Source organism: Mesobacillus boroniphilus JCM 21738, assembly GCF_000517385.1.
GTDB classification, from domain to species: domain Bacteria; phylum Bacillota; class Bacilli; order Bacillales; family Cytobacillaceae; genus Mesobacillus; species Mesobacillus boroniphilus.
Map to the genome: position 1 here is coordinate 1 of NZ_BAUW01000005.1, position 25,857 is coordinate 25,857.

Below are 25,857 nucleotides of genomic sequence, written 5' to 3' on the forward strand. Positions count from 1 at the left end.
TTTAGCTTAAGAAGGAATTCAACAAAAAAGCGTCAACCCTTCTTGAACTGCACCACAATCGTTAGATAATGTGTCTATAAATTGGGGTGCTGTTAATATAAAGGGATAACGCTCTTGTTTACTTTATTAATTACTTATAAAAGTAGCTAGTAGCTCCTTAACTTCTCTCAAAGAGACCTCTTGCGTAACTATTTCATACACAATCCCATCTTTTTCTCCTTTCAGGTGTATATTAGGTGTCCCATTTATTTCGTATACACTCCATTTTATTTCATTCAAAGTAAAGTTCTCTTTCTTTTCTCCAAGTTCAGTGTTAAAATCTCCTGTTGTTCTTACTGCAGACTCATTAGGATAAATCCTTGTATAAAGTAACCGGGATCCCGAGCCTTGCTCTGTTTCTGGCTTGTTAAAGCTATATACAACATAAGCTTGTTTTTGCCCCTTATATTCCTCAATACTAGACGAAAAAGGCGTTAATTTTGAATCCTTAAACTCATATAAATAAGGAATTGTTTCTCGCTGAATTTCTAGTACTTTTTTTACGCTACTCATAACTGTGTCAGCATGTTCAATAACTTCAATATCCTTTTCTCTTTCATCTTTTGTAATGCTACCCTGTATAAATCGTTCTTTATAGTTGTCTAAAATAGGTAAAAACTCTTCTTCTTCAAAAACTTATTAATAATAAGGGAAGAAGAACGTAAATAGCTTATTACATCTCCTGCATTATTATAAATTTCCTTTTTCAGAATGATTCCTGTATCTTTGTCAACCCAAATACGAAAGCGTTTTTCATTTGGCTGGGCAAAGTTTGTCTCTCTAATACTTTCAGGTATATTACCGTAGATAACAATTGTGTTGTGGCCGATGAATTCTTCGTTTTGTTTTTCAATCTTCCATTGTTCAACATCTCTCAAATATTTTGCCGTAAATTCATAATCGAATAGATTACCACTGAATGGTGGCCTTTCTCTGAATTTTTCATCTGAATCATATAATTTATATAAATCGATTTCAAAGACATCATTTGCAGTAACTGTATCTTTTTTACCACTTAACTCATAGTTGTAAGAAACATAATCTTTTTGATTTTGATCTAAAGTCCAAACCATTTGGTGGTTATAATAATATTCATTTTCATAGGTCACAGAATTTTTATCTTCGGCGAAATTGTTTACTTTTTCATATCCACCAACTACGGTGGTATTACTATATTTGTACTCTACTTTTGTCTTACTTATTGAGCCATCATAAAAAGAATCAAAAGTTTCAAATGATCCAGATGCAGTTTTAAAAAAATCTACCGAATTCAGTAGCCTTGTTACTATATCTTCCTTAGTCAAATTATCCAAATTCTCTTTTGGTTCAGGGAGAGTAATAGTGGAGGACTGCTCTTTTTCTTTTGGATCCTCTGTCTTATCGTTACTTGCAAGGTTCTCCATTTCAGATTGACCTAAATTATCCACTACAAAATAACTAATACCTGCAATAAAAAAAAGTAGTGAAGCAGATACTTAGTACAAACCCCACTTGAGGGAAACGTCTTTTCTTACTTTGAAAGTACTTGTTACCAAAACTTTTTCTCACTATTGCTTTGTTTTTTTCCTTGAAATCCAATTCTTTCAGTACAGTATCATCCATGTCTTTCTTTAAACTTTTAAACATATCAGTCATTGCCTCTCCCTCCCTCTAACTTCTTTCTCAATAGAATCCTTCCTCTAAATAGCCTAGATTTAATTGTTTGGTTACTAATCCCTAATAGCTGAGTTATTTGCTGGTAAGTAAATTCTTCATAATAAAAAAGAATGATGACTTCACGGTACTTAACTGGTAATTCTAATACAAACTGTGAAAGTTCTTTTCTGAACTCACTGTCGACTAAATCCGACTCTGGTGTTTTTTTACTAATACTACTGTTAGGGAAGAAATTATTAATTACAATATTCCTAAAGCTCCAACTTCTTAATCTATCCTTACATAGATTTACTGTAATTGAGTAGAGCCACGTTTGATAAGATGATTCATTACGGAAGGTATCCAAATTTCGGTAACACTTAATGAACACCTCTTGAGCTAAATCCTCTGCATGTTGTTCCTCTCTTAAATATGTAAATGCAAGTCTGACGATTTTTTTTCCGTATTCATTCATCAACCATTCAACGGTTTCTTCTTTTGAATAGCGAATTGGATCCATTTCTAACCTCTTTTTTATTAACATGATTCACACCCTCTCAAACTTTAGACGAATCCCGAAAGAAATGGTTGTAAAATTTATAGGAACGTTAGAAAAGTTCAACTAAACGTAACTTCTAACCATTTTAAACATCTACACTAGATCAGCATTTCGATTTTATGGTGAAAGATAAGTCGTTGAATAGCCAACACTTGTCCTCAACAGAAAAGAACTTACAGAACATAATTAATAGTTAATCAACATATAATATATTTTCCTATTCATCTAACTGCACCTAAAACGCAAAAGGAACTGCCGAATTCAACAGTCCCTGTTCCGCTAGAGTTAGCAATAGGTAAGCGTTTGATGTAATCTCCGGCTTTTCCCCTGCTCTGCAATATAAGAAAATCAATGGAAAAGTAGAAGGAAACATTTAAAAGGAGCACCTCCAAAATGTTTCCTTCTTAAACTAAAAGCTGGTTATATGTAGTATACCAGGGCGTAGTATTTAACGTTAATAACGTTAGATATTACGCCCTTTTTGTTTCTTTATTTACAACATATATTTAGTAGAGAAATATAGTAAACATAGTTACCATAGAAAGAATAACAAGAATACATCACTATTGTATCTGGAGGTGATGTTAATGAAAGTGCAAGAGGTTTTAATTAATGACAAAAGGAGATATTTGCTTCTTGATGGGGATAACAAACCTGTCGTTCCTGTATTAAGGTTTCTTAAATATCTAGATAACATTGGAAAAGCTGAAAATACATTAAAGTCATACTGTCATTATTTAAAATTTTACTTTCAATTTTTAAACGAAAAGAAAAAAGAGTACAAAGAAGTAGATCTTAACCTTCTGGCGGAGTATATATCTTGCTGAGAAGCCCATATCAATCTACTAAAGTAGTTCAATTTCAACCAACAAAAGCGAGGAGATCTGAACGAACAGTTAATACTATGGTGACTTGCGTTCAGAGTTTCTACGATTATCTGATGCGAATTGAAGATTATGAAAAGGATCTATCCGAAAAGACAAAAAAGCAGGTGATTGGGAATCACCGATCATTCAAACCCTTTCTACATCATATCTCAAAGGGGAAGCCACTTGATAAAAACATTTTAAAAATCAAAGAACCTCGAAGAGCAGTTTTAACACTTACAAAGAATCAGGTCCAAATTATTCATGATGCGTGTAGCAATATTCGAGATGCATTATTGGTTCGTATTTTGTATGAAGGTGGTCTTAGAATTGGAGAGGCATTATCTTTATGGATTGAGGACTTTGATATTAGCTCTACCTCTATTCAAGTACGTGAGTCTAAGACTGTTAATGGCAGAGGAAGAAAAGTATATGTATCTGGCGATACAATGAATGTTTTTCAAGATTATTTAATTGATTATCATGATGCAGATACCAATCATGTCTTTATAATTTTAACTGGTCCTAATAAGGGAGAACCATTAAATTATCAAGCAGCTTTCGATGTAATTAAACGTATAAGAAAGAAAACTCAGATTGATATTACACCTCATATGTTAAGGCATACTTATGCCACTGAGCTTCATGAACAAGGAGTAGAGGTATCAATCATACAAAAGCTGTTAGGACACGCACAAGTACAAACAACGATACAAACATATGTCCATCCAACGGATGAAACAATTCGAAAAGAGTGGCTGAAAGCCCAAGAGAACATGAAGGGTGAGAATTAAGGTGAAGTTAAACCAAGAAATTAAAAAGGAAGCAAAATACCTACGACACGAACAAATTGAGAAAGAGCTACAAGGGTATTGGAAAGATGACCGTTGGGATTCAATAGAATGCCCTCTTTACACTAGCGAAACCAATATCAATAAACAAGTTGTTAAGTTTAACTCCAAATTAAATACTAGAATAACAAATGAATTGAAATACTATTTTTTCAAACGTCTAACTGAATCAGTTTTAAAAATGGAGACAGTATGGGGAAGGTCTTCAGCAATAAATAGATTACAAGAGTTTATTTTGAAGTTTTATCCAAATACCAATTCAATACTAGACATTTCATACGAGAAATTTTTGTTCCACTATAAAACTTACCTTTTCGAAGATGGTTGTAGTAAGTTAACTGTAAAAGGTTATGTGCAGTTATATAATCGAATTCATGCATTCTTTCTTGATTGGTATGATGAACGGAGCGAAACTGAAAAGGACATCTGGAATGTCCGTAAATTAGGGATTGATTACAATCAGAGCACCTCTAATGATTGTACATTGAATTTCAATTTAGTCCCTACTCCTTTTAAGGATCTATTAAAAAAGTATATTAAAAACCGTGTCTTAATACAAGAAAGCCTTGGCTGGGGATCAGCGATTCAAAATATAGCAAAGCTACCAGTCTTCTTCAACTTCATTCATGAGAAGTATCCTAATTGGGTAAGCTTGGAGCAATTAAGCAGAAATGATATTGAGCAGTTTATTGAATTCTTACGAACTCACCCTATGGGAGGAAATAGTCACTATAAGGGACAAGCCCCTTCGGACAACTATATAAACCGTTCTATAATTTTCCTGGAGACTTTCATTGAATATTTACAAAGATTTGAATGGGATGAAGCTCCAATAAAGCCTGTTAGATTACTGATTTTCCCTGAAGACAAACCTAAATTACCTCCTAAATCGAAGGATAATGTTAAATATATATCCGACTTTGTGTGGGAGCAGATAATGAATCATATGGAAAAGCTACCTGAAGAAATAAGACAAATTATATTATTATTAGAGGCAACTGGTTTTAGAATTTCAGACACTTGCGCTCTAAAGATAGATTGCTTGATTCAAAAGGAAGATGGTTGGTGGATTGTTGGTGAGCAGCGTAAAGTTAAGGATAAAGCACATCGAGTTCCTATCTCTGAAGAGATAGCAAAAGTAATCCTTACACAACAGGAATTAACTAAACGTAAATCAACACTTGAAAATAATCCTTTAAATTATCTATTTCCCACTTATAGTGGTAGTAGAAAAGGTCAACCAATTTCAAGAGAAAACGTAGTCAATAATCTAAATAAAATAGCTTTAGAAAATAATATAGTCGATCAAAAAGGGAGTATATACCGATGCAAGCCACATGCCTTCAGGCATCGATTTGGAGTGAACCTAATCAATAACGGAATGAATATTATACATGTACAAAAGCTTATGGCTCATGCGAGCCCAGAGATGACACTAGTTTATGCCCAGATTCATGATACTACTCTTCGTAAAGAATGGGAAAAGGCTTCAAATAATGGAGCCGTAAAGCTTCAGCAAGGAGGTCAAGTAGTCTCTACTACATTAGAACAACAAGCTGATGATAATGGATTAGAGCTGGAATGGATCCGTCATAACTTAAATTCAATTCGGTTGGATCATGGATTTTGTATTAAAAGTCCAAAAAATAATTGTGATTATTTAGAGCAGACAATAGAGCCACCCTGTATAAAAAACAGTTGTCGCAGTTTCCATGTAGATCAGACGTTTCTAGATTTCTATAACGACCAAATTCTTAAAATGGAATCTGATATTGAGATATATCAAAAGTCAGGTAGAAATAGATCAGCAGAAATTATTGAGCCAAAATTGAAAAAGTACGAAGAAATTAGAGATGGAATTATAAATAATGGTGGGATTTATGGACTCCCCAAAACAAGAAGAGAATTGAGAAACTGAATTTAGAAAGAGATGAAATACATGGCAAATAAGAATCCGAATACAGAACCACTACTTCGAAGTATCGAAGATAAGAAGCAAAAAGCAAAGCAGAAGGTTGAAAGTACCATTAAAGAAATGATTAAACAAAACGAAAAGATAAATTTTAATTCTGTATCAGCAAAATCGGGAGTATCGAAACCTTTTTTATATAAATACATCGAGATCAAGTCTAGGATTGAAACATTAAGAAAACAGGAAGAAAAATTAGATTCACCGAATCAAGTAAAGCGAAACATGACAGAACATTCTAAGGATGTGATAATTGCATCCCTTCGAAAGAAAGTGAAGCATCTCGAAGAAGAAAATAAGAAATTGAAGGACCAATTAAAGGTCGATTGGGCAGCAATTTATAATGAAATCGATTAAAGTAAACCATATCTTTAATAACATGTAAACATAGAATGAGGTTCCGTCGAACCTCATTTTTACCCATGATACTATATATAAGGGGCAGTTTAGTTTAAGTGTAATGCTTCACAACTTCGAAAAATAAAAACCACCCGTGAGAACGAGGCCACTGAAAAAGTCCTTAAAGAATAGCTTAGAAAAATTGGCCGGTTGATTTCCACTCCAGGATGCTTCGCTTTCCGCGGGGCGTGCGGTGAGCCTCCTGCGCTAAAGCGCCTGCGGGGTCTCACCTGTCCCGCTGATCCCGCAGGAGTCTACGCACCTTCCGTTCCAATCAACCTAGAGCTATAAACCAATCACTTTAATAGAACGTCCAGATTCCTATCTTTTTAGGGATTTGGACGTTCTTTGTTTTATAATGGAGTTAGACTATTTGAAATGGGTGGTTCCAATGATGCCAGTACAACAATCGATCAAGCTAAGTCCTTATATGGGTCTCTATGACCTCATCGTGCCAAAGGATAATACATTGCGACGGATAAATGATCTGGTCGACTTTTCCTTTGTTTATAAAGAGCTTAAGGATAATTATTGTCTTGATAATGGTCGGAACGCAATTGACCCCATTCGTATGTTCAAATACCTATTATTAAAAACCATCCATGACCTTTCAGACGTGGATATTGTGGATCGTTCCAAATACGACATGTCCTTCAAATATTTCCTGGACATGACTCCAGAAGAGGAAGTCATTGACCCGAGCTCCCTCACTAAATTCCGTAAATTAAGGTTGAAGAATGTTAATCTTCTGGACTTGCTTATTAATAAAACGGTTGAGATTGCTTTAGAAAAAGAGATTATCAAAAGTAAGTCCATTATTGTCGACGCGACTCATACAAAATCCCGATATAATCAGATGAAACCGAAGGAAGTCCTAATGGAGCGTTCCAAGAAGTTGAGGAAGGCAATCTACCAAATCGATGAATCCATGAAATCCAAATTCCCTTCCAAGACAAGGACGGATGTGTTGGAGGATGAGATTGCCTATTCACAAAAACTCATTGAAGTAATAGAAAAGGAAGAAACCCTCATTCAATACCCAGCCATAAAGGAGCAGCTTAACCTATTGAAAGAGACGGTCGCAGATGATGTTGAACAGCTAAATTGTTCAAAAGATCAGGATGCAAAAGTTGGCCACAAGACCTCAGATTCTTCTTTCTTTGGATACAAGACACACTTGGCGATGAGCGAGGAACGAATCATTACGGCAGCTGTCCTTACGACGGGTGAGAAAAATGATGGCAAACAGCTTCAAACCCTGATTGAGAAAAGCGAAAAAGCAGGCATCCAAGTCGAGGCTGTCATTGGCGATGCAGCGTATTCAGAAAAAGAGAATATTATCTACAGTAATACAAACAAAATCAACTTGGTCGCAAAATTGAATCCGAATATTACCCAAGGCGCTCGTAGTAAGGAAGATGAATTCGAATTCAATAAAGACGCTGGGATGTATGTTTGTAAAGCAGGACACCTCGCAATCAGGAAGGCAAGAAACGGAAAGAAAAACACTGGCAAAAACGGTAAGAATCAGGTGGATACCTATTATTTTGATATTGAAAAGTGCAAGCGTTGCCCATTTAGTGATGGCTGTTATAAAGAAGGAGCGAAAAGCAAGACGTATTCCGTTTCAATAAAGTCGACTGAACACTCACAGCAGGCAAAGTTTCAGGAAAGTGAGTACTTTAAGGAGAAATCCAAGGAACGGTATAAAATAGAGGCGAAAAATAGCGAGTTAAAACACAGACACGGGTATGATGTAGCCAAATCCTCGGGTCTATTGGGCATGGAGATGCAAGGTGCAATGGCCATTTTTACGGTCAATTTAAAAAGAATTCTAAAACTGACAGAGCAACAATAGAGCAAAAGAGGACAAAAAATAACAAAAAAGCCGATGCAATTCCAAAAATATGGAATTGCATCGGCTTTTTCATTTAGGTGCTCAAGAAAATCTAAAAAATCGGCAGATTTTCAGTGGCCTGGTGAGAACGGGTGGTTTTCTCTGCGGCTGAAAGCCTTTGTTACTGACCAAACCCTAAAGGGCTACTGAAGGGCTCGCCATTTGTACTACTTCTACTGGCCAGACCTCAAAGGCCTTCTTCCCTCTTAACTTCGTTTCTTTTTCTTTACTTCTTCACCGGTGAATGGATCAATGTATTCCATCATCGTTAATTGTTCTGCCACTATATCATCTTGAATTTGATTGCGTATATATTCTTCTATCACCTTTTTGTTTCTCCCAACGGTATCTACATAATAGCCTGTACACCAGAATTTGCGATTCAATACTTATATTTGAGATTTGCGTGTCGATCAAATATCATTAAACTACTTTTGCCTTTTAAGTACCCGACAAATGCGGATACACTAAGTTTTGGTGGTATACTCACTAACATATGCACGTGATCCTTGCACGCTGTTGCCTCAATAATTTCTACGCCTTTTCTTTCACATAATTTACGCAGTATTTCTCCAATATCTTTTTTGATTTTCCCATAAATAATCTGCCTTCTATACTTAGGAGCAAATACAATGTGATACTTACAATTCCAGGTAGTGTGTGCTAAACTATTATTGTCTTTTGACATGAAACTTCCTCCGTGCTGATATTTTGGTTGGCGAACCATAAAATATTTTAGCACCATGAGGGAGTTTTTTTAATACCACGCTGAAAGATTTTTGGAACCCCGGGCCTAGCCCGGGGTTTTCATTTTACAAATAAAAAGTCCTTCGAGATAATTATCTCAAAGGACTAATCAGTTTTCCAAAGAATTTTTACAATTTTTCCAATTAATTTTGACAAGTTTCCAATCAATTTTGAAAACCTACAATTAAACAACTGCGCTGTCCCACTTCTTCTCATCCAAAACAAAAAGGATGCCTAGTTCATGGTGATCGCCTTCATATAGCGCCCTTTGCACGAAGCGGATTTGCCCGTTTGTATCAAGGACTTCCAGCTTGCAATGCGCCCTGTTGCGTGACAGAGCTTCATAGAATGTTTGTTCATCATGGACATGGGTGCCGTTGACCTTTGTGACAAGCTCGCCTACACCAAGTGCCATTTTATCAGCAGGAGATTCCGGCAGGATCCCGAGAATCATCACGCCATGGTTCTTTTTCGAAAATAGAACGGCATGTTCTCTTCCTGCATCCGCTGTGTCAACGTCAAGGCTTCTCGACCAATAATCGCAATCGCGACAGCAACGATGGCTGCTATCGGGTACCAGTAGCCGGCCGCGGCAATCAGCGTGATCAGAATGCCGAGACCAACCACACGTCTGCCCAGCTGACTGACAGCTTCTTTTGGCAGCATCCCCTGGACTTGCTGATGCAAACCAATCGCAAACGGAATAAGAATCAGTGAATATGTATTGTCTCCAAGTGTGAACACAGGCCACCACTCGAATGGCATTGACAGGATGTTGCCCGGGATGAGCATGAATGCCGGCACGACCCAGAGGCGTTTAACCTCGTGGACACCAACCGTCTGGCCACGCTTACTCTTGATCAATTTAGGAGAAGTTCCCTTTTTTCCATTTCGTAAAATAAGGAATCCTTCGCCAATCGTCATTAATGCTAACAAAATCACAATGGATGGATAGATTGTTTCATCTAGCTTGAAAATAAGTCGCCGACTAAAGGAAGATCGATTTCTTTTCCTGAAAGGAAGATCAAGCGAAAAATGCAACGCCGATTGTGTATGCAGGCGTAAGGAGCCTGACTTTTGTTAATAGACTCAATAGCAGAGTTGCTGTAGCAATTAAAACTATTGCTCCGAATGGAATCGCGATTCCCGCCGCAATGGTTATGATTGAGATGATCAGACCGACCAGCAATCCTAGCGGAAACAGCTGTCTTAGCTCAAAATAAGCATCCTTAGCCCTCACCGTAAAGTTCTTCCGCTCCCGCTTCACGCGCGATATACCAAGGACTGCAGCCAAAAATATAGAATAATAGAACACAGGGTGAAGCAGAAGCCTGCCCGTCCCTTTCAAAAGTTCAATGAACCAATCCTGTGCCACCCCTATGTCACCAGCCTTCGTAGATTACATGATATTAAGCTTATTCTATCAAATCTGTGGGGTAAAACCTATTAATTGTTGTGGAAACTTGGTGGGATTTTTTTCTTGTGGATCTGTTTTAGGACTGAATCTTGCGAGGGGATAAGGAATTTGGTGAACTATAGGTCGGCCTTTGGTGAAGTCAGGCATTAATTGCACTTCCAAGTATGAAATTCATTCAATTTTGGAGTGAATTCAGAGGGTTTCATTTAAAAAAGGTCGCTGGAAAAATTATTCTCTTAGTCAGACGCTATATTCTCCCGATCAACAGAGTGAATTTCCGAACAATCGGCACAATTGCCCGAAACTCTGCCGTAATTGCCCAAACTGAAGCCATAATCGTGCCGTCATCCAAATTAAGGAAAAAGCTGTACCCCATTTTGACGGGGTACAGCTTCTTTTACTGATTCGCCAGCAGCCTTAACGCGGTCTGCAGCTGAAGGTCGTTTTCTTCTTGTTTCATTGCTTCTCTTGCCGCATCCTCGAGTGCGGTGGCAGTTTTAGCGTCAATCACACCCGTAACGGTCATGTCATTTTTCCGTTGGAATGCCTTGATGGCAATTTCTGTCATTCCACTGAAGTAGCCATCTGTACGCCCCGGCTCAAAACCGAGTCCAGCGAGGATTTCCTGGGCATTTTTCACTTGCTCATTATTCATGTCCAGCTTGAGAGGTACTTCCGCCTGGATTGGATGGGTATCATACAACGCCGGCTGATTGACTTCGACTGTTGGCTCGATGCCTTTTCTATGGATCCAGTTGCCGTCAGGTGTCAGCCATTTGAACAGTGTCAGCTTGATATTGCTGCCATCCCCCATTGGCACTGCCTGCTGGACTGTCCCTTTGCCGAAGCTCTTCTCGCCAATGACCGGATAGCCTCCTGCTTCTTTCAAGGCACCGGCCAGAATTTCTGATGCTGATGCACTGCCATCGTCTGTCATCACAGCAATCGGATAATTTTTAGCATTTTCCAGATTGGAGAAATAACGAGTCTTATCGCCGTTGCGTTCTTCAATTTGATAGAGAGGCTTCTCCTTCGAAATCAATTCTCGCAAAATCTCTTCCACGCTGGAGAGCAGTCCCCCGGGATTACCGCGGACATCGATCAGCAGCGCATCCATCCCTTCTTTTTCAAAAGCCTTAAGTTCCTTGTTGAACTCCTTGGAGGTATCTTCTGAGAACGAGGTAATCTCCATGTAACCAATCTTCTCTCCATTTACCATTTTCATGTCAGCATGGACGGTAATCTGTGGGATCTCATCGCGGATCACTTTTACATTCAGCGGATCCTTCAAGCCCTTGCGCTCAATTTCCAGGACAACCGGAGTTCCTTTTTTGCCGCGAATTTTCAAAGTCGCTTCATATAAATCCAGTCCCTCGATACTTTCACCGTCGACCTTCAAAATCTGATCATTCGGCTTCAAGCCGGCTTTCTCTGCCGGGGAATTTTTAAAAGGCGAAACAATCACGATTTTTCCATCGACCGTACTGACCTCGGCACCAATTCCTTCGAAAGAAGACTCAAGCGTCTCATTGAATTGTTTGGCCGTTTCCTTGTCCATATAGACGGAATACGGATCCTCCAGGGTCGATAGCATACCTTGGATCGCCCCTTCAATCAGCTCTTTTTCCTTCACCTTTTCAACGTAACTGTTAAAAATCAAACTGTAGGCCTGCTCGACTTTTTCGAGACTGCTTGCATCACCTGCCTGTGCACCCACATGATCCTTTAGGGGCACAATCTGGCGCTCCAGAACCCCCGCCTTGCTTTCATACCATTGCATGCCGGCGTATGTACTCCCCGCACCTGTAAGCAGCGAGCCCGCCATCAAAAAGGCAATCCACTTGCGTTCCATTGCCAAACTCCTCCCTGTTTACCGCATCTACTGCTCCTCTGCCGTAAAAATTTCTATGATTCCAATTATATGACGAACAGGGACAGGGTATGAAGGATTAATTTTGGAGCGGACTTCCATATGGTTATAATTTACAAGTTTCTGAGTCTTTTAATCGGGAAAAAGAAAAAGGAAGAGACGTTTGTCTCTTCCTGAAGGATTGCTTAAAAGTGTGGCATTGGATTGATTGCATTTGACTTCGATGCATTCCAAGAGCCTTTATGCAATTCAAAGTGCAAGTGCTGACCGTAAGATTGTCCAGTATTCCCCATCGTTCCGATGCGCTGTCCCCTGGATACAACTTGTCCGCTGCTAACGCTGCGATTACTCATATGCGCATAAACGGTTGTATACGTTTGGCCATTGATTGAATGGGCAATGAAAATGGCATTTCCGTAGCTTGAAGAATAATAAGAACGGATTACAACACCATCTGCAGCTGCGACAATAGGTACATTAGCAGCTTTGTTAGCAATATCAATACCGGCATGGAAAGTTCCCCAACGCTGTCCGATTCCTGAAGTTATACGGCCATTGGCAGGCATTTGAAGCATGCCGCTTGATGCTGGTGGTTCCGCTGAAACTGGTTCAGGAGCCGGAGTCGAGCTTCCACCACCGCCGCTGCTTTTATTAGCAGCTGCTGCAGCCGCAGCTCTTTGTCTCGCAAGTTCAGCTTGTCTTGCTTTTTCTGCTGCAATTTCCGCCTGACGCTTCTTCTCAAGTGCGATCGCCTGAGCCATTGCAGCTTCTTGTGCCGCCAAGACTTCCGCAGCTTCTGCCATTTCGATAGTTTCGGCATGCATTTGCTCTTCTTCATGCTTAAGCGTGCTCATAAGCTTATTCTTTTCTTTAATCTGGTTGTTCAGTTGTACTTTTAAAACCTCAAGATCTTTCTTCATGTCTTTTAAGCTGTTAAGCTTAGCTTCCACTTGTTGCTGCTTCGTTTCAAGGTCTTGCTTATCCTTTTTGTGCTGCTCAAGGATATCCTTATCGGCCTGAACGATTGTCGTTACCGCACTCACGCGGTCAACAAAGTCGCTGAAGCTTTGGGCTCCAAGCAATACATCAATATAGTTAACAGTTCCTCCATTTTCCTGGAAGGAGCGTGCCTTATCTTTAAGCAACTCATTGCGTTTTTCGATGCGCTCCATCAATTCCGCGATTTCAACTTTTAACGTTTCGATTTCCTCGGTTGTCTGTGCAATTTCTGCGTTCTTTGCTTCGATTTTCTGTTCTGCGTCACTTACTGCAAAATCGAGTTTTTTGATTTGGTCATTAAGCTTCTGCTGCTCGTTTTGCAATACACCGATTTGGGACTTCTTTTGACCGATTTCAGCATTGATGCCCGAACGCTGATTTTTTAGTTCATCTTTCTCTTTTTGCATTTCTGTGATGCTGTTTGCTGTTACTTGATCTGCGGATAATGGGCTTAGCAAAGAACCCAGGCTTAAAGTACTGACTATTGCTAGTGAGAGTATCTGCTTTTTCACTAGATTTTTCCCCTCTCTTACTCATGATAGTTTCGTAACTTTGTCTTTCTATCTATCATCTATTGGCTATGTAGTGTAAAGGAAGAATGAAAATCTCCCTTACACTTTCAAGAACTTGCGGACGGACATGAGACTTCCCCAGATTCCAATAGCAGCTCCCATAATGATCAGGATTGCTGATAATTGGTAAACAAACGGATTGAATTCAAGCAATTTTATAAAATGGTCTTTCAGCTTATCGTTTAAGTAATCGTAAGCATAATAGTAGCTGCGGATACGGCTGCAATTGGCAAAATCGCTCCCAGTATTCCTAACCAGAGACCTTCAAGGAAGAACGGCCATCTGATAAAACCGTTCGTAGCGCCCACAAGTCTCATAATTTCAATCTCTCGTTTACGTGCCATAATCGTAATTTTAATAGTGTTAGAGATTAAGAACATTGCTGTAAAAAGAAGTCCGACAATTAATATGAGTCCCACATTTCGGCTTACTTTTATAAAACTGAATAGTTTTTCCACCTTGCCTTGCCCATACTTTACTGTAGAGACATAATTGAGTTTCTCAATTTGCTTGGCAACTCTCATTGTATCAGTAGGATTTTTCGTCTTTACGACGAAGACATCATTTAAAGGGTTATCTTGCTCAAACAACTGAAAGGCTTCCCCTTCATCTCCCAGGCTTTTTATCAAGCTCTCAAGTTCTTGCTCCTTGGAAGAATAAGTCACATTTTTTATCCCGGAAACCTGGTTGATTTGCTGCTCCAATACCTCTTTATCTTTGTCATTCGCTGCTATATCCACATGGACTCGGATTTCTACATCTTCCTCGATCGTGGTTGCGACTTTATTTAAATTCATCATAATGACGAAAAAGATACCGACCAAAAGCAAAGTAACTGTAACGGCACTTACGGATGCAAACGTCATCCAGCCGTTCCGCCCCAGACTCTTAAAGCTTTCTCGGACATGGCGGCGAAATGTTCTAGCTTTCATATCCGTAATCACCTTTCATTTCGTCGCGGGCAATCCTGCCGTTCTCGATCGCGATGACGCGATGGGTGATTGTGTTGACGATTTCTTTGTTGTGGGTGGCCATGACGATCGTAGTTCCCCTTAAGTTAATTTCCTCGAAAATGTTCATGATTTCCCATGAAGTATCAGGGTCAAGGTTTCCCGTAGGCTCATCAGCGATTACCACTTTAGGTGCGTTCACTATTGAACGAGCGATGGCAACACGCTGCTGCTCCCCGCCTGAAAGCTCAGTAGGAAGCGCTCTTGCTTTATGCTTAAGTCCTACTAGTTCCAAAGTTTCCATGACACGCTTCTTGATATATTGAGGCTGTTCCTCAATTACTTCCATCGCATAAGCCACATTTTCATAGACTGAAAGAGTATTCAGCAATTTAAAGTCCTGGAACACGACGCCAATATTCCGGCGCAGCAATGGTACTTTGCTGTCCTTAAGCTTTGCTAGATCGACACCATTTATAATGATGGAACCTTTAGAAGGCTTAACTTCACGGTACATCATTTTTATAAAAGTAGATTTTCCAGCGCCGCTGGGTCCTACCACGTATAAAAATTCACCTGCATCTATATGAACATTGATCCCATTAGCGGCAGTTATGCCGTTTCGGTATGTTTTGTAAACATCCTGCATATCTATCATTTTTGTATCACCTTAGATAGTTAGTCTTATCACTCGGCTAAACTTCGACAATTTGTAACAAACCTATTATAGCATCTCACTCTATCAAAAAAACCCTTTTAAATATTACAGTTTCTTTTCAAATGCAGTTATTTTTTCCATTTAATTCCTCTAGAGGTTATTAAATCTAGTTGCTTGCCGGTTGTTTGTCCTCTTAAGTTAGCTATTTACCTAGTGAAATCCCCCTGTTGTCGAGTTTCTTATTTAGTAGAATTTTTAGTTATATTACCGTGGTGTAACAACCTTTTGTCATAACTTGTATGTACAAAATGTGAAGCTTGCTGAATTGCTAAATAATTTGGCGATTTTGCAAAAATGTATAAGGACAGCATTTCTACCGTCAATGTATTGGAAAAAATGACACAAAAAAAACGTCCCGACGATTTCAGGACGTTTCCTTATAACTGTTATTTTTTGTTTGCCAGCCATTCTGCTACTGCTGAGGCATCGTCGCCTTCAAGAAGTTTTGGAGGCATTGATCCCTGGCCGTTCGCGATAACACTTTCAATATCTTCTTGCGATAAACGTGAACCTACATCGCTTAGCTTAGGCCCTACGCCGCCCTCTAGATTGCCACCATGCAGCTAGAGCATTTTTGATTATAGAGCTTTTCCGGATCCGCACCAGCCGTATCTCCGCCGCCAGCTTCATCGCCGCCGCCACCGCAAGCTGCCAGTGCCAAGGAGGTTCCCATTAATAGAGCCAATAATTTCTTCTTCACCTTAACTCCCCCTAATAAAATTTTGCATACACGACTATTTTATACCAATATCAAGCTCTTTTAAAACCCTCGCCCAATACCTCTGAAGCATCCATTACAATGACAAATGCAGCAGGGTCAATGGATTGAACCAATTGTTTCAATTTTGTGAACTCCGTCTGGTCCACAACACACATGATAATTGGCCGTTCATGGTCCGTATAGCCGCCGTATGCTGATAGTTTTGTCACTCCGCGGTCTATTTTATTCAAAATTGCTTCACGAACTTCATCCTGACGGTTTGTAATGACCATCGCCATCTTCGAGCGCCCGATGCCGACCTGCACCAGGTCAATCGTTTTACTAGTCACATAAAGCCCAATCAAAGCATAAAGGCCTCGTTCAATATCAAACACAATCGCTGCTGATAATACAATCAGTCCATCAATCAACGCTACGCAAGTACCAAGAGATAGACCCGTATACTTGTTAATAATTTGCGCTGCCAAATCCGTACCGCCAGTTGACGCATTTCCTCTAAAAACAATTCCAAGACCAAGACCGACTCCGATGCCGCCAAATAATGAACCAAGCAAAGGATCGAGAGTCCACGGCTTTACGTCATTGGTGAGGAACACTACAAATGGAAGGAAAATGGTCCCTGCAAGAGTTTTATACCCATATTGCCTCCCAAGTAAAACAACCCCTGCGATAAACAGCGGTATATTAAAAGCCCACTGAACATAGGCTGGCTCCCAGCCAAGTGTCGCATCTAAAATCGTACTGATCCCGCTGACTCCGCCGGAAGCAACCCGGTTCGGCAGCAAGAACACATTGAACGAGATTGCCACAATCGCCGATCCAATGAGCACATATACATATTCAAAAAGCTTTTCTATAGTTGGATTTAATGTATGATTACGCCTTTTCTTCAAAGTCCTATCCCCTTTTTCCTTTAATGCCGTCAGTGAGTATAGCACGTGTCGAATTTTCTGTAAACGCTAATAGTGCGCCGTGTTAAAGGGCAAAAGTTTTTTTTCAGTGCTCAAAAAACTACTTTGTGTTGTGCTACTTTTAAAGTTTCTATAGAGTCTCGATCTTCGAATTCCCTGCTTTCAGACTTGTCATTTAGACCTTATACTTTTGTTTCTACGCATATAGCAACACGAATTATCAGAATTAGCCTGGTTTTATTGAGTCTATATTATAGAAACAATTAGTCCCACTATTTTTGCAAGCAATATTTTATCCTGACTCTCTAAGTTTGTGAAATTATGAACACTTTTTGACGATTATCCAAATACCCTTACCCCTAGTCGTACTTTGTGATATATTTCACGTATAAGGAGGCGGTCATATTGATTAGTCTTTCCTGTAAAAAAGAAAAATACATTTTTTTTAATACCTTACATGCTCACCATTACACAATATCCGAGTCCAGCATCTGGCCAGACTGTAGGTTGCGGATTGTAATGGCAATTAACCAAAAACAAACTCGAAACTATATAAATTTTTCAGAAAGAGGGTAATTAATTTGGCTAAAAAAGTTGTTATCGTAGGTGGAGTTGCTGGCGGAGCTACAACGGCGGCGCGTTTAAGAAGATTGGATGAACAAACAGAAATCGTGATGATCGAACGCGGTGAATATATTTCTTTCGCAAACTGCGGCCTTCCTTATTATATCGCGGTGCCATCCAGGAGCGTGACGCATTGCTTGTTCAGACTGTTGAAGGCATGTCCAAGAAATTCAACATGGACATCCGCAACCTGAGCGAAGTGACGCGCATCGACCGCGAGCGCAAAGTGGTTGAAATCAAGAGCCTTAAAACCGGCGAAACTTATGAGGAAAGCTATGATGTGCTTGTTTTATCACCAGGTGCAAGCCCAATCAAGCCTCCTATCCCAGGCATTAATGAAGCTGAAGCATTGTTCACGCTTCGCAACATTCCTGACACTGATAAAATCAAAGCATATGTCGATGAGCAAAAACCGAAGAAGGCAACCGTCATCGGCGGCGGATTCATCGGTGTTGAAATGGCCGAAAACCTTTGGGAACGCGGGGTTGAAGTAACACTTGTCGAGATGGCTGACCAGATCATGGCGCCAATCGACTTTGAAATGGCTTCAATTTTACATCAGCATCTTCGTGAAAAAGGCGTGAACCTTGTTCTTGAAGATGGCGTGAAATCTTTTGAGAAGAACGGCAAGCTGATCAACCTGAACAGCGGCAAGCAAATTGATACTGACCTGGTCATCCTTGCGATTGGCGTTGCGCCTGAAAATAAATTGGCTAAAGAAGCTGGCCTTGAGCTTGGTCTCCGTGGTGCAATCCGTGTCAACGAGCGCCTGCAGACGGCTGACGAAAGCATCTACGCGATCGGCGACGCGATTGAAGTAAAAGACTATATCAACGGACATGCGACTCATATTCCGCTTGCATGGCCGGCTAACCGCCAGGGACGCATCGTTGCCGATCATATCAACGGCATCGATTCAAAGTACCAGGGCACGCTCGGCACATCCATCGCGAAGGTGTTCGACATGACCGTTGCGGCAACAGGAAATAACGAGAAGACGTTGAAGCGCCTGGGCATCTCTTATGATGTTGTACACGTTCACCCAAGCTCTCACGCTGGATACTATCCGGATGCATTTCCGATCGCGCTAAAATTAATCTTTGACCGAGAGACAGGCAAAATCTTCGGTGCACAGGCTGTATCATATGATGGCGCCGACAAGCGCATCGACGTTTTGGCTACAGCAATCAAGGGCGGCCTGACAATCTTTGACCTGCCAGATCTTGAACTGGCTTACGCACCGCCATACTCTTCTGCAAAAGACCCAGTCAACATGGCTGGCTACGCAGCGAAGAATCTTGCTGAAGGTCTTGTTGAGACTGTTCAATGGCATGAAATCAATGACATTCTGGCTGATGGCGGCTACTTGATCGACGTTCGTGAACCAATCGAACGCGACATGGGTATGATTGAGGGTTCTGTGAATATTCCACTTGGCGAGCTTCGCGACCGTCTTGGTGAAATCCCGACGAGAGAAGTGTACGTATACTGCCAGGTCGGCCTTCGCGGTTACCTTGCTACACGTATCCTGATGCAGGCTGGATTCAAGGTGAAGAACCTGGATGGCGGCTACAAGACTTACTCTTGCGTGTTCGAGCCAGATGCAAGCGAAAACTGTGGTACTCCAATCAGCGATAATGGCGTGGCTCAGCATAATGCTGCGATGGAAGAAATCGCTGCTGGCGCTTCACAGGCCAGTGTAGGATTGGCTGTTGAATCTGCTCCTGTATCTGAGACACCTGCTGCTCCAGTTGCACCGCCGACTGTAAAAACCACACTTGACGCTTGCGGCCTGTCTTGCCCTGGCCCGATCATGAAGGTGTATAAAACACTTGGCGATATGCAGGACGGCGAGGTTATGGAAGTCCACGCAACAGATCCGGGCTTCGCGAAGGACATTAAGGCTTGGTGTGAGAAGACCGGCAACAAACTCATCAGCATCAAGTTTGAAGATAAGAAGTTCAAAGCGCAGATCATGAAAGGCAATGTGGTCGTGCCTATGAATACAATGGCAGCTCCTGTTGAGGTTCCGACTGGCATTCCAACCGCTGCTCCTGCTAAAAATGGCGCAACGATGGTCGTGTTCAGCGGCGACCTCGATAAAGCAATCGCAACATTCATCATCGCATCTGGTGCGGCGGCGATGGGCAAAGAAGTAACCTTGTTCTTCACCTTCTGGGGACTGAACATCCTGAAGCGCAGCGACGCACCGTCCACCGAGAAAGACATGATGGCGAAGATGTTCAGCTTGATGATGCCGAAAGGAGCGAATGACCTGCCATTGTCCAAGATGAACATGGGCGGCATGGGCTCCAAGATGATCAAGACCGTCATGGCCAACAAAAACGTCGACAGCCTTGAAACCCTGATGAAAAATGCCATGGACGCCGGAGTGAAGCTAGTAGCCTGCGGCATGAGCATGGACATCATGGGCATCGCAAAAGAAGAACTCATCGACGGAGTCGAAATCGGCGGCGTAGCAGCGTATCTCGGCGATGCGGAGGATTCTGGATTGAATTTGTTTATCTAATATGGGGAGCGGTCTTCCCTTTATGGAGGCCGCTTTTTAGGTGTATGGGGTTAATAAAAAAGGTAATTGGCCTTTGGTTTTTCCTTATCCAGGTAAAATGAGAGATTAGGTCTCTTTTGTGAGAGATTATTGTAATTACCCGAGAGATTATTTAATGAAGTTAAGAGATTTTACCTATTCGGCGAGAGATTATCCTAATTTAACGAGAGATTCATTTTCCAGAACCACGTATTTGCACCTCCTCCTCTCATAAAGAAGGATTTTTATACAAGTAAGTCGAATATAACCAACAAAATAATAAGGAGTGATCATATTTTGATTGTCAAAAAAAGAACAATACCTTTACGTATCCTGATTGATGAAGCTGTACTACGGCGCATTTCGCTCAACCACCCAAAAAGGAGCGAAATCCTACAAGATCTCTTGATTCGAAGAGCAGGTTTCAAAGGTGAACAGGACATGGACTACTATTTAAGCCTTCTAAATGATTCTGATTTCTATATTCTCCAAGATCTTCGTATCCCCTTAGGAAAAAATCACTTCCAAATCGATTTCCTCATTCTATCAACTTATTTCATCCTTTTAATCGAAAATAAAAATATGCCAGGCATCATTGAATTCGACCCCGATTTTAACCAAGTCATTCGAACATATAATGATAAAATTGAAATATATGATGATCCAGTCATGCAAGTAAAAAGGCAATTAATCCAACTTGTGCATTGGCTAAAACTCAATCACTTCACTATCCCTCCCATAGAATTCCTCGTCACATACAGCAATCAAGGCTCTATTCTTAAAAATCCAACTAAAAATGAAGAAATCTTTAAAAGAGTTTGTAAGGGCGGATCAGTAGTAATGAAAGTGGAAGAGTTCAAGAGTAGGCACAAGAGCGAAATCTTTTCGCAAAAAGAAATAAAAAAGCTGATTAAACTTCTAATAAAAAGTCATGAGCCCGAAGGATCCCATATAAGTAAATTTAAACTTTCCCCCTCCGATTTCCTCCAAGGTGTCCAATGTCCATCTTGCAGCCAATTTTATATGGAGCGAATTTCAGGGAGCTGGCATTGTACAAGTTGTGGTGCCAGGTCAGATGACGCACACGTACAAGCAGTAATGGATTACTTTTTGGTCGGCAACCCTTCCATCACAAACAAGCAGCTTAGAATACTATTACGGCTTACTTCAGATAAAACAGCCTCTAGAATACTTCTTAAAATGAATCTCCCATTTACCGGAACTACGAAAGACAGAGTATACTATCCCAAATGAAGAAATCCCCTGCCTTTAATTTGGCAGGGGATTTCTTCATTTTATGTTTTCCCTTAAATTGAATAAATGAGAGAATCTTAAATATAAGAGAGAGATTTTGGTTCATGGGTGGGAGATTATCATATGCAGGTGAGAGATTATGAGCATATGCAGAGAGATTATAGCTGTTTGCCGAGAGATTCCAGCTAAAGGCACTAAGAAAAGCGCAAGCGCTTGGTCAGCCCCGACAAGCGTTGGAGGCCGATCGGTGAAGTCGCTCTTTGACTTCATCGGGCGGACCGAAACGTCTCGAGGGGCTAGGCGCTGGAGCTAGACACTAATCTAAGTAAAAAGTTTTATGCTTTCTTATAAGATTAAAAATCCCCGCAAACCCGGCGGGGGACTCCCAAAACTCATATGCGGATCCATTTTACTCTCCCAAACTCAACTTAGACCTTAAATAAGCATCAATAAACATATCAATATCCCCGTCCATGACTCCTTGCACGTTGCCTGATTCGGCGCTGTGCGGTGGTCTTTTACCATGGAATATGGATGGAATACGTAGGAGCGAATCTGGCTGCCCCAGCCGATTTCTTTTTGCTCACCGCGAATTTCGTCCAGTTCGGCTTGCTGCTGCTCGATTTCGCGCTGGTATAGCTTAGCTTTCAACATTTTCATCGACATTTCACGGTTCTTGATTTGTGAACGTTCTGCCTGGGAAGATACGACTACCCCGGTTGGCAAGTGAGTAATCCGTACGGCTGAGTCAGTGGTGTTAATGTGCTGGCCGCCGGCGCCGCTTGCACGGTACGTATCGATTTTCAAGTCTTCCGTGCGGATTTCGATCTCAATTTCGTTGTTGAATTCCGGCATAACATCGCACGATACAAATGAAGTATGGCGGCGTCCTGATGAGTCGAACGGCGAAATTCGCACGAGGCGGTGAACGCCTTTTTCCGCTTTCAAATAACCGTATGCATTGTGTCCGTTAATTTTCAAAGTGACACTCTTGATTCCCGCTTCATCTCCCGGCAGATAATCCAGCGTCTCCACCTTGAAGCCGCGCTTTTCCGCCCAGCGCGTGTACATCCGAAGCAGCATAGAACCCCAGTCCTGGGATTCCGTTCCGCCCGCTCCCGGATGCAATTCAACAATGGCATTGTTTTTATCGTGCTCTTCACTCAACAACAACTGGAGTTCAAACTCACTCATCCGCTCCCTGAATTCCACAAGCTCCTTCTCCAGCTCTTTCCGAAGGTCCGCGTCGTTTTCCTCTTTTACAAGCTCATAAGTCAAATCGAGATTTTCAAATGATTCGTTCAGCTCGTTAAACTCGTTAACCTGTTCCTTAAGCGCATTCGTTTCGTTGATCACGACCTGGGCTTTCTGCTGGTCATCCCAGAAGTCGGGCGCGAGCATGCCGTCCTCCAGCTCAGCGATTCGCGCTTCTTTATTTTCAAGGTCAAAGAGACCCCCTGAAGTCCGCTAATTTCTTAGCTGTTTTCTCAAGCTCATTCCTGATATCTGCTAATTCCATATCGTTCACCTCAAAAGAAAGTTAATTACTATTATACCTCATTCTATGCTGCAAGGAAAAAGAGAGCCGGTTACCCGCGCCCTCTTGTAGTCCCTTTAACGCATCACCGCACCGGGGGTCTGACCCCCGGTGCGGTAGTGCAGTAAAGCTTATTCCGCTTTGCCGCAGCAGTTCTTGTATTTCTTTCCGCTGCCGCAGATGCATGGGTCATTACGGCCGACATCCATTGTTTTGACGACAGGCTTTTTCTTCACTTTGCCGCCTTCGCCTTCTTTTGGATTCACCGCATGGCCCTTCGCTACTTCCTGGCGCTCAAGGTTGCTGCGGATTTCAGCTTTCATGATATATTTCGCAACATCGTCTTCGATGGAAAGGATCATATTCTCAAACATCGCGAAGCCTTCATGCTGGTACTCGCGCAGCGGATCGATCTGGCCATACGCACGCAGGTGAATACCCTGGCGAAGCTGGTCCATCTGGTCGATGTGGTCCATCCACTTTGAGTCAACCGAACGAAGTACGATTACTTTTTCAAATTCGCGCATTTGCTCGTCAGTCAACAGCTCTTCTTTTTCATCATAGCGCTCTTTCACCTTCGCCATGATGCTTCGATGATTTCATCCGCCTCTTTGCTGCGAAGGTCTTCAGCAGTGATGTCACCTTCGTGAAGCAGGTTGCCGTTCACATAGTCAATGATGCTGTTCAGATCCCATTTTTCCATATCCTCGCCTGCTGGCGTATGGGCAGAGACATTGCGTTCCAAAGCAGACCTGATCATTTTTTCAACGATACCACGGAGGTTTTCAGATTCAAGTACCTCGTCACGCTGCTTGTAGATGATTTCGCGCTGCTGGCGAAGAACATCGTCGTACTGAAGCAATTGCTTACGGGCATCGAAGTTGTTGCCCTCAACACGTTTTTGCGCAGATTCAACGGCTCTGGAAACCATCTTGCTCTGGATTGGCTGGGTATCATCCATGCCAAGCGCTCCATCATTGCTTTCATATTGTCGGAACCAAAGCGGCGCATCAGTTCATCTTCCATGGAAAGATAGAACTGCGTCACACCTGGGTCTCCCTGCCGTCCAGAACGTCCGCGGAGCTGATTATCGATACGGCGGCTCTCGTGGCGCTCTGTACCAATAACGCAAGACCGCCAACTTCTTTAACACCCTCGCCAAGCTTGATGTCCGTACCACGGCCCGCCATGTTAGTAGCAATCGTAACCGCGCCCTTCGAACCGGCTTCAGCAATGATTTCGGCTTCACGCTCATGGTTTTTCGCGTTCAAGACATTATGCTTAATGCCCTTTTTCGATAAAAACGCAGAAATGATTTCAGACGTTTCAATCGCTACCGTACCAACAAGTACTGGCTGGCCAGCCTGGTGGCGCTCGGCGATATCATCAGCGACTGCTTTGAACTTACCTTGCATCGTTGCGTAAATCAAATCCGGACGGTCGTCACGCGCAATCGAACGGTTCGTCGGGATGCAGACAACGTTCATGTTGTATATGTTGCGGAATTCCTCTTCCTCAGTCTTCGCTGTACCCGTCATACCAGATAGCTTTTCGTACATACGGAAGTAGTTCTGGAATGTGATTGTCGCAAGCGTCATACTTTCATTCTGGATCTCAAGGCCTTCTTTCGCCTCGATCGCCTGGTGCAAGCCTTCGCTGTAACGGCGGCCTTTCATCAGACGGCCAGTGAATTGGTCAACGATCACAATTTCGCCGTCCTGGACGACATAATCCACATCTTTGTGCATGCTCGCCTGGGCTTTCATCGCCTGGTTGATGTGGTGAAGCAATGTCACATGCTTGATGTCAAAAAGGTTCTCGATGCCGAATGCCTTCTCGGACTTCGTGATCCCTTCCTCAGTCAGCTGGACACCCTTCGTTTTTTCATCATATGTGTATTCTTCTTCACGCTTCAATGTGCGAACGAATGCGTTTGCCTGCATGTATAGCGCGGCAGATTTTTGCGCAGAGCCGGAAATGATCAACGGCGTACGCGCTTCATCGATCAAAATGGAGTCAACTTCATCGATGACACAGAAATGCAGCGGACGCTGAACCTTCTGTTCTGAGTACAGCACCATGTTATCGCGAAGATAGTCGAAGCCGAACTCATTGTTCGTACCATAAGTGATGTCTGCACGGTATGCTTCCTGCTTCTCTTCCTTCGTCATGCTGTTCAGGTTAAGGCCGACAGAAAGGCCAAGGAACTCATACAGCTTGCCCATCTCAACAGCGTCACGGCTGGCGAGGTATTCGTTGACCGTGATGACGTGCACGCCTCGTCCAGTGATCGCGTTTAGGTAAACCGGCATTGTAGCGGTCAAGGTCTTACCTTCACCAGTCTTCATCTCAGAGATATTCCCTTCGTGGAGGGAAATACCACCCATCAGCTGGACTTTATAGGGATACAGACCAAGGACACGCTTGGCACCTTCACGGACGACTGCAAACGCTTCAACCAGCAGGTCATCAGTAGACGCGCCGTTCTGGTAACGGGATTTGAACTCCTCCGTTTTTTCCCTGAGCTGATCGTCTGACAGCTTTTCCATATCGCCTGCAAGTGCATCGATTTGATCCGCCATTTTCGTCAATCTTTTGATATCGCGTTTATTCTGGTCGAAAATTTTCGTTAAAATCCCCATACAGACGCTCCTTTTATCTAATGAATCTCGTTGAATTCGATTGTTAAAAATTGTCCCAAAGAAAAAAGATTCGCTGTAAACGCACCGAATCCCTTTTAGAAAAATTCGATTTATTGCTAAATACTATCTTAC

The 25,857-nt window shown here is 41.8% G+C and carries 17 protein-coding genes and 6 pseudogenes; 8 read left to right on the top strand and 15 right to left on the bottom strand.

The window, feature by feature from the left end:
- Nucleotides 1-126: 126 nt before the first annotated feature.
- From JCM21738_RS02685 to JCM21738_RS02700, 3 genes are all read right to left on the bottom strand, one after another.
- Complete coding sequence (locus JCM21738_RS02685; protein WP_035208848.1) at nucleotides 127-552, bottom strand: hypothetical protein; 426 nt, start codon at nucleotides 550-552, stop codon at nucleotides 127-129.
- An 89-nt stretch (nucleotides 553-641) separates the two neighbouring features.
- Complete coding sequence (locus tag JCM21738_RS02690; protein WP_148296046.1) at nucleotides 642-1,442, bottom strand: hypothetical protein; 801 nt, start codon at nucleotides 1,440-1,442, stop codon at nucleotides 642-644.
- A 224-nt stretch (nucleotides 1,443-1,666) separates the two neighbouring features.
- Complete coding sequence (locus JCM21738_RS02700; RefSeq protein ID WP_023613799.1) at nucleotides 1,667-2,218, bottom strand: sigma-70 family RNA polymerase sigma factor; 552 nt, start codon at nucleotides 2,216-2,218, stop codon at nucleotides 1,667-1,669.
- Between the two features lie 602 nt (nucleotides 2,219-2,820).
- On the opposite strand from JCM21738_RS02700, the gene JCM21738_RS25110 reads away from it, so the two are divergent.
- The 5 genes from JCM21738_RS25110 to JCM21738_RS02720 all read left to right on the top strand — a co-directional run bounded on the left by JCM21738_RS25110 (nucleotide 2,821) and on the right by JCM21738_RS02720 (nucleotide 8,176).
- Complete coding sequence (locus JCM21738_RS25110; protein WP_052019543.1) at nucleotides 2,821-3,060, top strand: transposase; 240 nt, start codon at nucleotides 2,821-2,823, stop codon at nucleotides 3,058-3,060.
- 113 nt (nucleotides 3,061-3,173) lie between these two features.
- Complete coding sequence (locus JCM21738_RS02705) at nucleotides 3,174-3,893, top strand: phage lytic cycle repressor MrpR family protein (protein WP_243462857.1); 720 nt, start codon at nucleotides 3,174-3,176, stop codon at nucleotides 3,891-3,893.
- A 1-nt stretch (nucleotide 3,894) separates the two neighbouring features.
- Nucleotides 3,895-5,868: a tyrosine-type recombinase/integrase gene (locus JCM21738_RS02710; protein ID WP_232215846.1), complete on the top strand. Its 1,974-nt coding sequence runs from the start codon at nucleotides 3,895-3,897 to the stop codon at nucleotides 5,866-5,868.
- A 21-nt stretch (nucleotides 5,869-5,889) separates the two neighbouring features.
- On the top strand, nucleotides 5,890-6,276 hold the full coding sequence (locus tag JCM21738_RS02715) for a DUF6262 family protein (protein ID WP_023613795.1): 387 nt from the start codon (nucleotides 5,890-5,892) through the stop codon (nucleotides 6,274-6,276).
- Between the two features lie 433 nt (nucleotides 6,277-6,709).
- Nucleotides 6,710-8,176 (top strand): IS1182 family transposase, encoded by a 1,467-nt coding sequence (locus JCM21738_RS02720; RefSeq protein WP_031307689.1) that lies wholly within the window; start codon nucleotides 6,710-6,712, stop codon nucleotides 8,174-8,176.
- 245 nt (nucleotides 8,177-8,421) lie between these two features.
- Here JCM21738_RS02720 and tnpA read toward each other — a convergent pair.
- The 10 genes and pseudogenes from tnpA to JCM21738_RS02770 form a co-directional block, all read right to left on the bottom strand.
- Nucleotides 8,422-8,903: pseudogene (gene tnpA / locus JCM21738_RS22940) on the bottom strand (IS200/IS605 family transposase).
- A 243-nt stretch (nucleotides 8,904-9,146) separates the two neighbouring features.
- Entirely contained in the window at nucleotides 9,147-9,419 is a 273-nt protein-coding gene (locus JCM21738_RS25115; protein ID WP_243462858.1) for a zinc metalloprotease, read from the bottom strand.
- The gene (locus JCM21738_RS25120) at nucleotides 9,416-9,886 is read right to left on the bottom strand and encodes a hypothetical protein (RefSeq protein ID WP_243462859.1); all 471 of its coding nucleotides are present in this window, start codon (nucleotides 9,884-9,886) and stop codon (nucleotides 9,416-9,418) included. Before JCM21738_RS25120 ends, JCM21738_RS25115 begins: the two co-directional genes overlap by 4 nt.
- Before the next feature lie 100 nt (nucleotides 9,887-9,986).
- The gene (locus JCM21738_RS25125) at nucleotides 9,987-10,337 is read right to left on the bottom strand and encodes a hypothetical protein (protein WP_243462860.1); all 351 of its coding nucleotides are present in this window, start codon (nucleotides 10,335-10,337) and stop codon (nucleotides 9,987-9,989) included.
- A gap of 439 nt (nucleotides 10,338-10,776) precedes the next feature.
- Entirely contained in the window at nucleotides 10,777-12,231 is a 1,455-nt protein-coding gene (locus JCM21738_RS02745; RefSeq protein ID WP_035208856.1) for a S41 family peptidase, read from the bottom strand.
- Nucleotides 12,232-12,434: 203 nt separating this feature from the next.
- Nucleotides 12,435-13,760: a murein hydrolase activator EnvC family protein gene (locus JCM21738_RS02750; protein ID WP_023613787.1), complete on the bottom strand. Its 1,326-nt coding sequence runs from the start codon at nucleotides 13,758-13,760 to the stop codon at nucleotides 12,435-12,437.
- A 99-nt stretch (nucleotides 13,761-13,859) separates the two neighbouring features.
- Nucleotides 13,860-14,752, bottom strand: a pseudogene (ftsX, locus tag JCM21738_RS02755) (permease-like cell division protein FtsX).
- Nucleotides 14,742-15,428 carry a cell division ATP-binding protein FtsE gene (gene ftsE / locus JCM21738_RS02760; RefSeq protein ID WP_023613785.1) on the bottom strand — a complete coding sequence of 229 codons (687 nt, stop codon included), beginning with the start codon at nucleotides 15,426-15,428 and terminating at the stop codon, nucleotides 14,742-14,744. Before ftsE ends, ftsX begins: the two are co-directional and overlap by 11 nt.
- A gap of 446 nt (nucleotides 15,429-15,874) precedes the next feature.
- A pseudogene (gene cccB, locus JCM21738_RS02765) lies at nucleotides 15,875-16,188 on the bottom strand (cytochrome c551).
- A gap of 50 nt (nucleotides 16,189-16,238) precedes the next feature.
- Entirely contained in the window at nucleotides 16,239-17,102 is an 864-nt protein-coding gene (locus JCM21738_RS02770) for a YitT family protein (protein ID WP_023613783.1), read from the bottom strand.
- 599 nt (nucleotides 17,103-17,701) lie between these two features.
- On the opposite strand from JCM21738_RS02770, the pseudogene JCM21738_RS02775 reads away from it, so the two are divergent.
- The 3 genes and pseudogenes from JCM21738_RS02775 (at nucleotide 17,702) to JCM21738_RS24120 (ending at nucleotide 21,859) form a co-directional block, all read left to right on the top strand.
- Nucleotides 17,702-20,274 (top strand): annotated as a pseudogene (locus tag JCM21738_RS02775) (CoA-disulfide reductase).
- Nucleotides 20,275-20,589: 315 nt separating this feature from the next.
- Entirely contained in the window at nucleotides 20,590-21,546 is a 957-nt protein-coding gene (locus tag JCM21738_RS02780) for an NERD domain-containing protein (RefSeq protein ID WP_023613781.1), read from the top strand.
- Between the two features lie 139 nt (nucleotides 21,547-21,685).
- Nucleotides 21,686-21,859, top strand: a complete 174-nt coding sequence (locus tag JCM21738_RS24120) for a hypothetical protein (RefSeq protein WP_156315497.1) — start codon at nucleotides 21,686-21,688, stop codon at nucleotides 21,857-21,859.
- Between the two features lie 96 nt (nucleotides 21,860-21,955).
- On the opposite strand, the pseudogene prfB reads toward JCM21738_RS24120, so the two are convergent.
- Together prfB and secA are read right to left on the bottom strand one after the other, a co-directional pair.
- Nucleotides 21,956-23,065, bottom strand: a pseudogene (gene prfB / locus JCM21738_RS02785) (peptide chain release factor 2).
- Between the two features lie 149 nt (nucleotides 23,066-23,214).
- Nucleotides 23,215-25,725, bottom strand: a pseudogene (gene secA, locus JCM21738_RS26530) (preprotein translocase subunit SecA).
- Nucleotides 25,726-25,857: the final 132 nt, after the last annotated feature.

Bases quoted from the DNA above. Each gene is read 5' to 3' on its own strand.
- JCM21738_RS24120 (WP_156315497.1), top strand. From the start codon at position 21,686: ATGAGCATATGCAGAGAGATTATAGCTGTTTGCCGAGAGATTCCAGCT.
- JCM21738_RS02685 (WP_035208848.1), bottom strand. From the start codon at position 552: ATGAGTAGCGTAAAAAAAGTACTAGAAATTCAGCGAGAAACAATTCCT.
- JCM21738_RS02690 (WP_148296046.1), bottom strand. From the start codon at position 1,442: ATGGAGAACCTTGCAAGTAACGATAAGACAGAGGATCCAAAAGAAAAA.
- JCM21738_RS02720 (WP_031307689.1), top strand. From the start codon at position 6,710: ATGATGCCAGTACAACAATCGATCAAGCTAAGTCCTTATATGGGTCTC.
- ftsE (WP_023613785.1), bottom strand. From the start codon at position 15,428: ATGATAGATATGCAGGATGTTTACAAAACATACCGAAACGGCATAACT.
- JCM21738_RS25110 (WP_052019543.1), top strand. From the start codon at position 2,821: ATGAAAGTGCAAGAGGTTTTAATTAATGACAAAAGGAGATATTTGCTT.
- JCM21738_RS02700 (WP_023613799.1), bottom strand. From the start codon at position 2,218: ATGTTAATAAAAAAGAGGTTAGAAATGGATCCAATTCGCTATTCAAAA.
- JCM21738_RS02705 (WP_243462857.1), top strand. From the start codon at position 3,174: ATGCGAATTGAAGATTATGAAAAGGATCTATCCGAAAAGACAAAAAAG.
- JCM21738_RS25120 (WP_243462859.1), bottom strand. From the start codon at position 9,886: ATGACGATTGGCGAAGGATTCCTTATTTTACGAAATGGAAAAAAGGGA.
- JCM21738_RS02715 (WP_023613795.1), top strand. From the start codon at position 5,890: ATGGCAAATAAGAATCCGAATACAGAACCACTACTTCGAAGTATCGAA.
- JCM21738_RS02745 (WP_035208856.1), bottom strand. From the start codon at position 12,231: ATGGAACGCAAGTGGATTGCCTTTTTGATGGCGGGCTCGCTGCTTACA.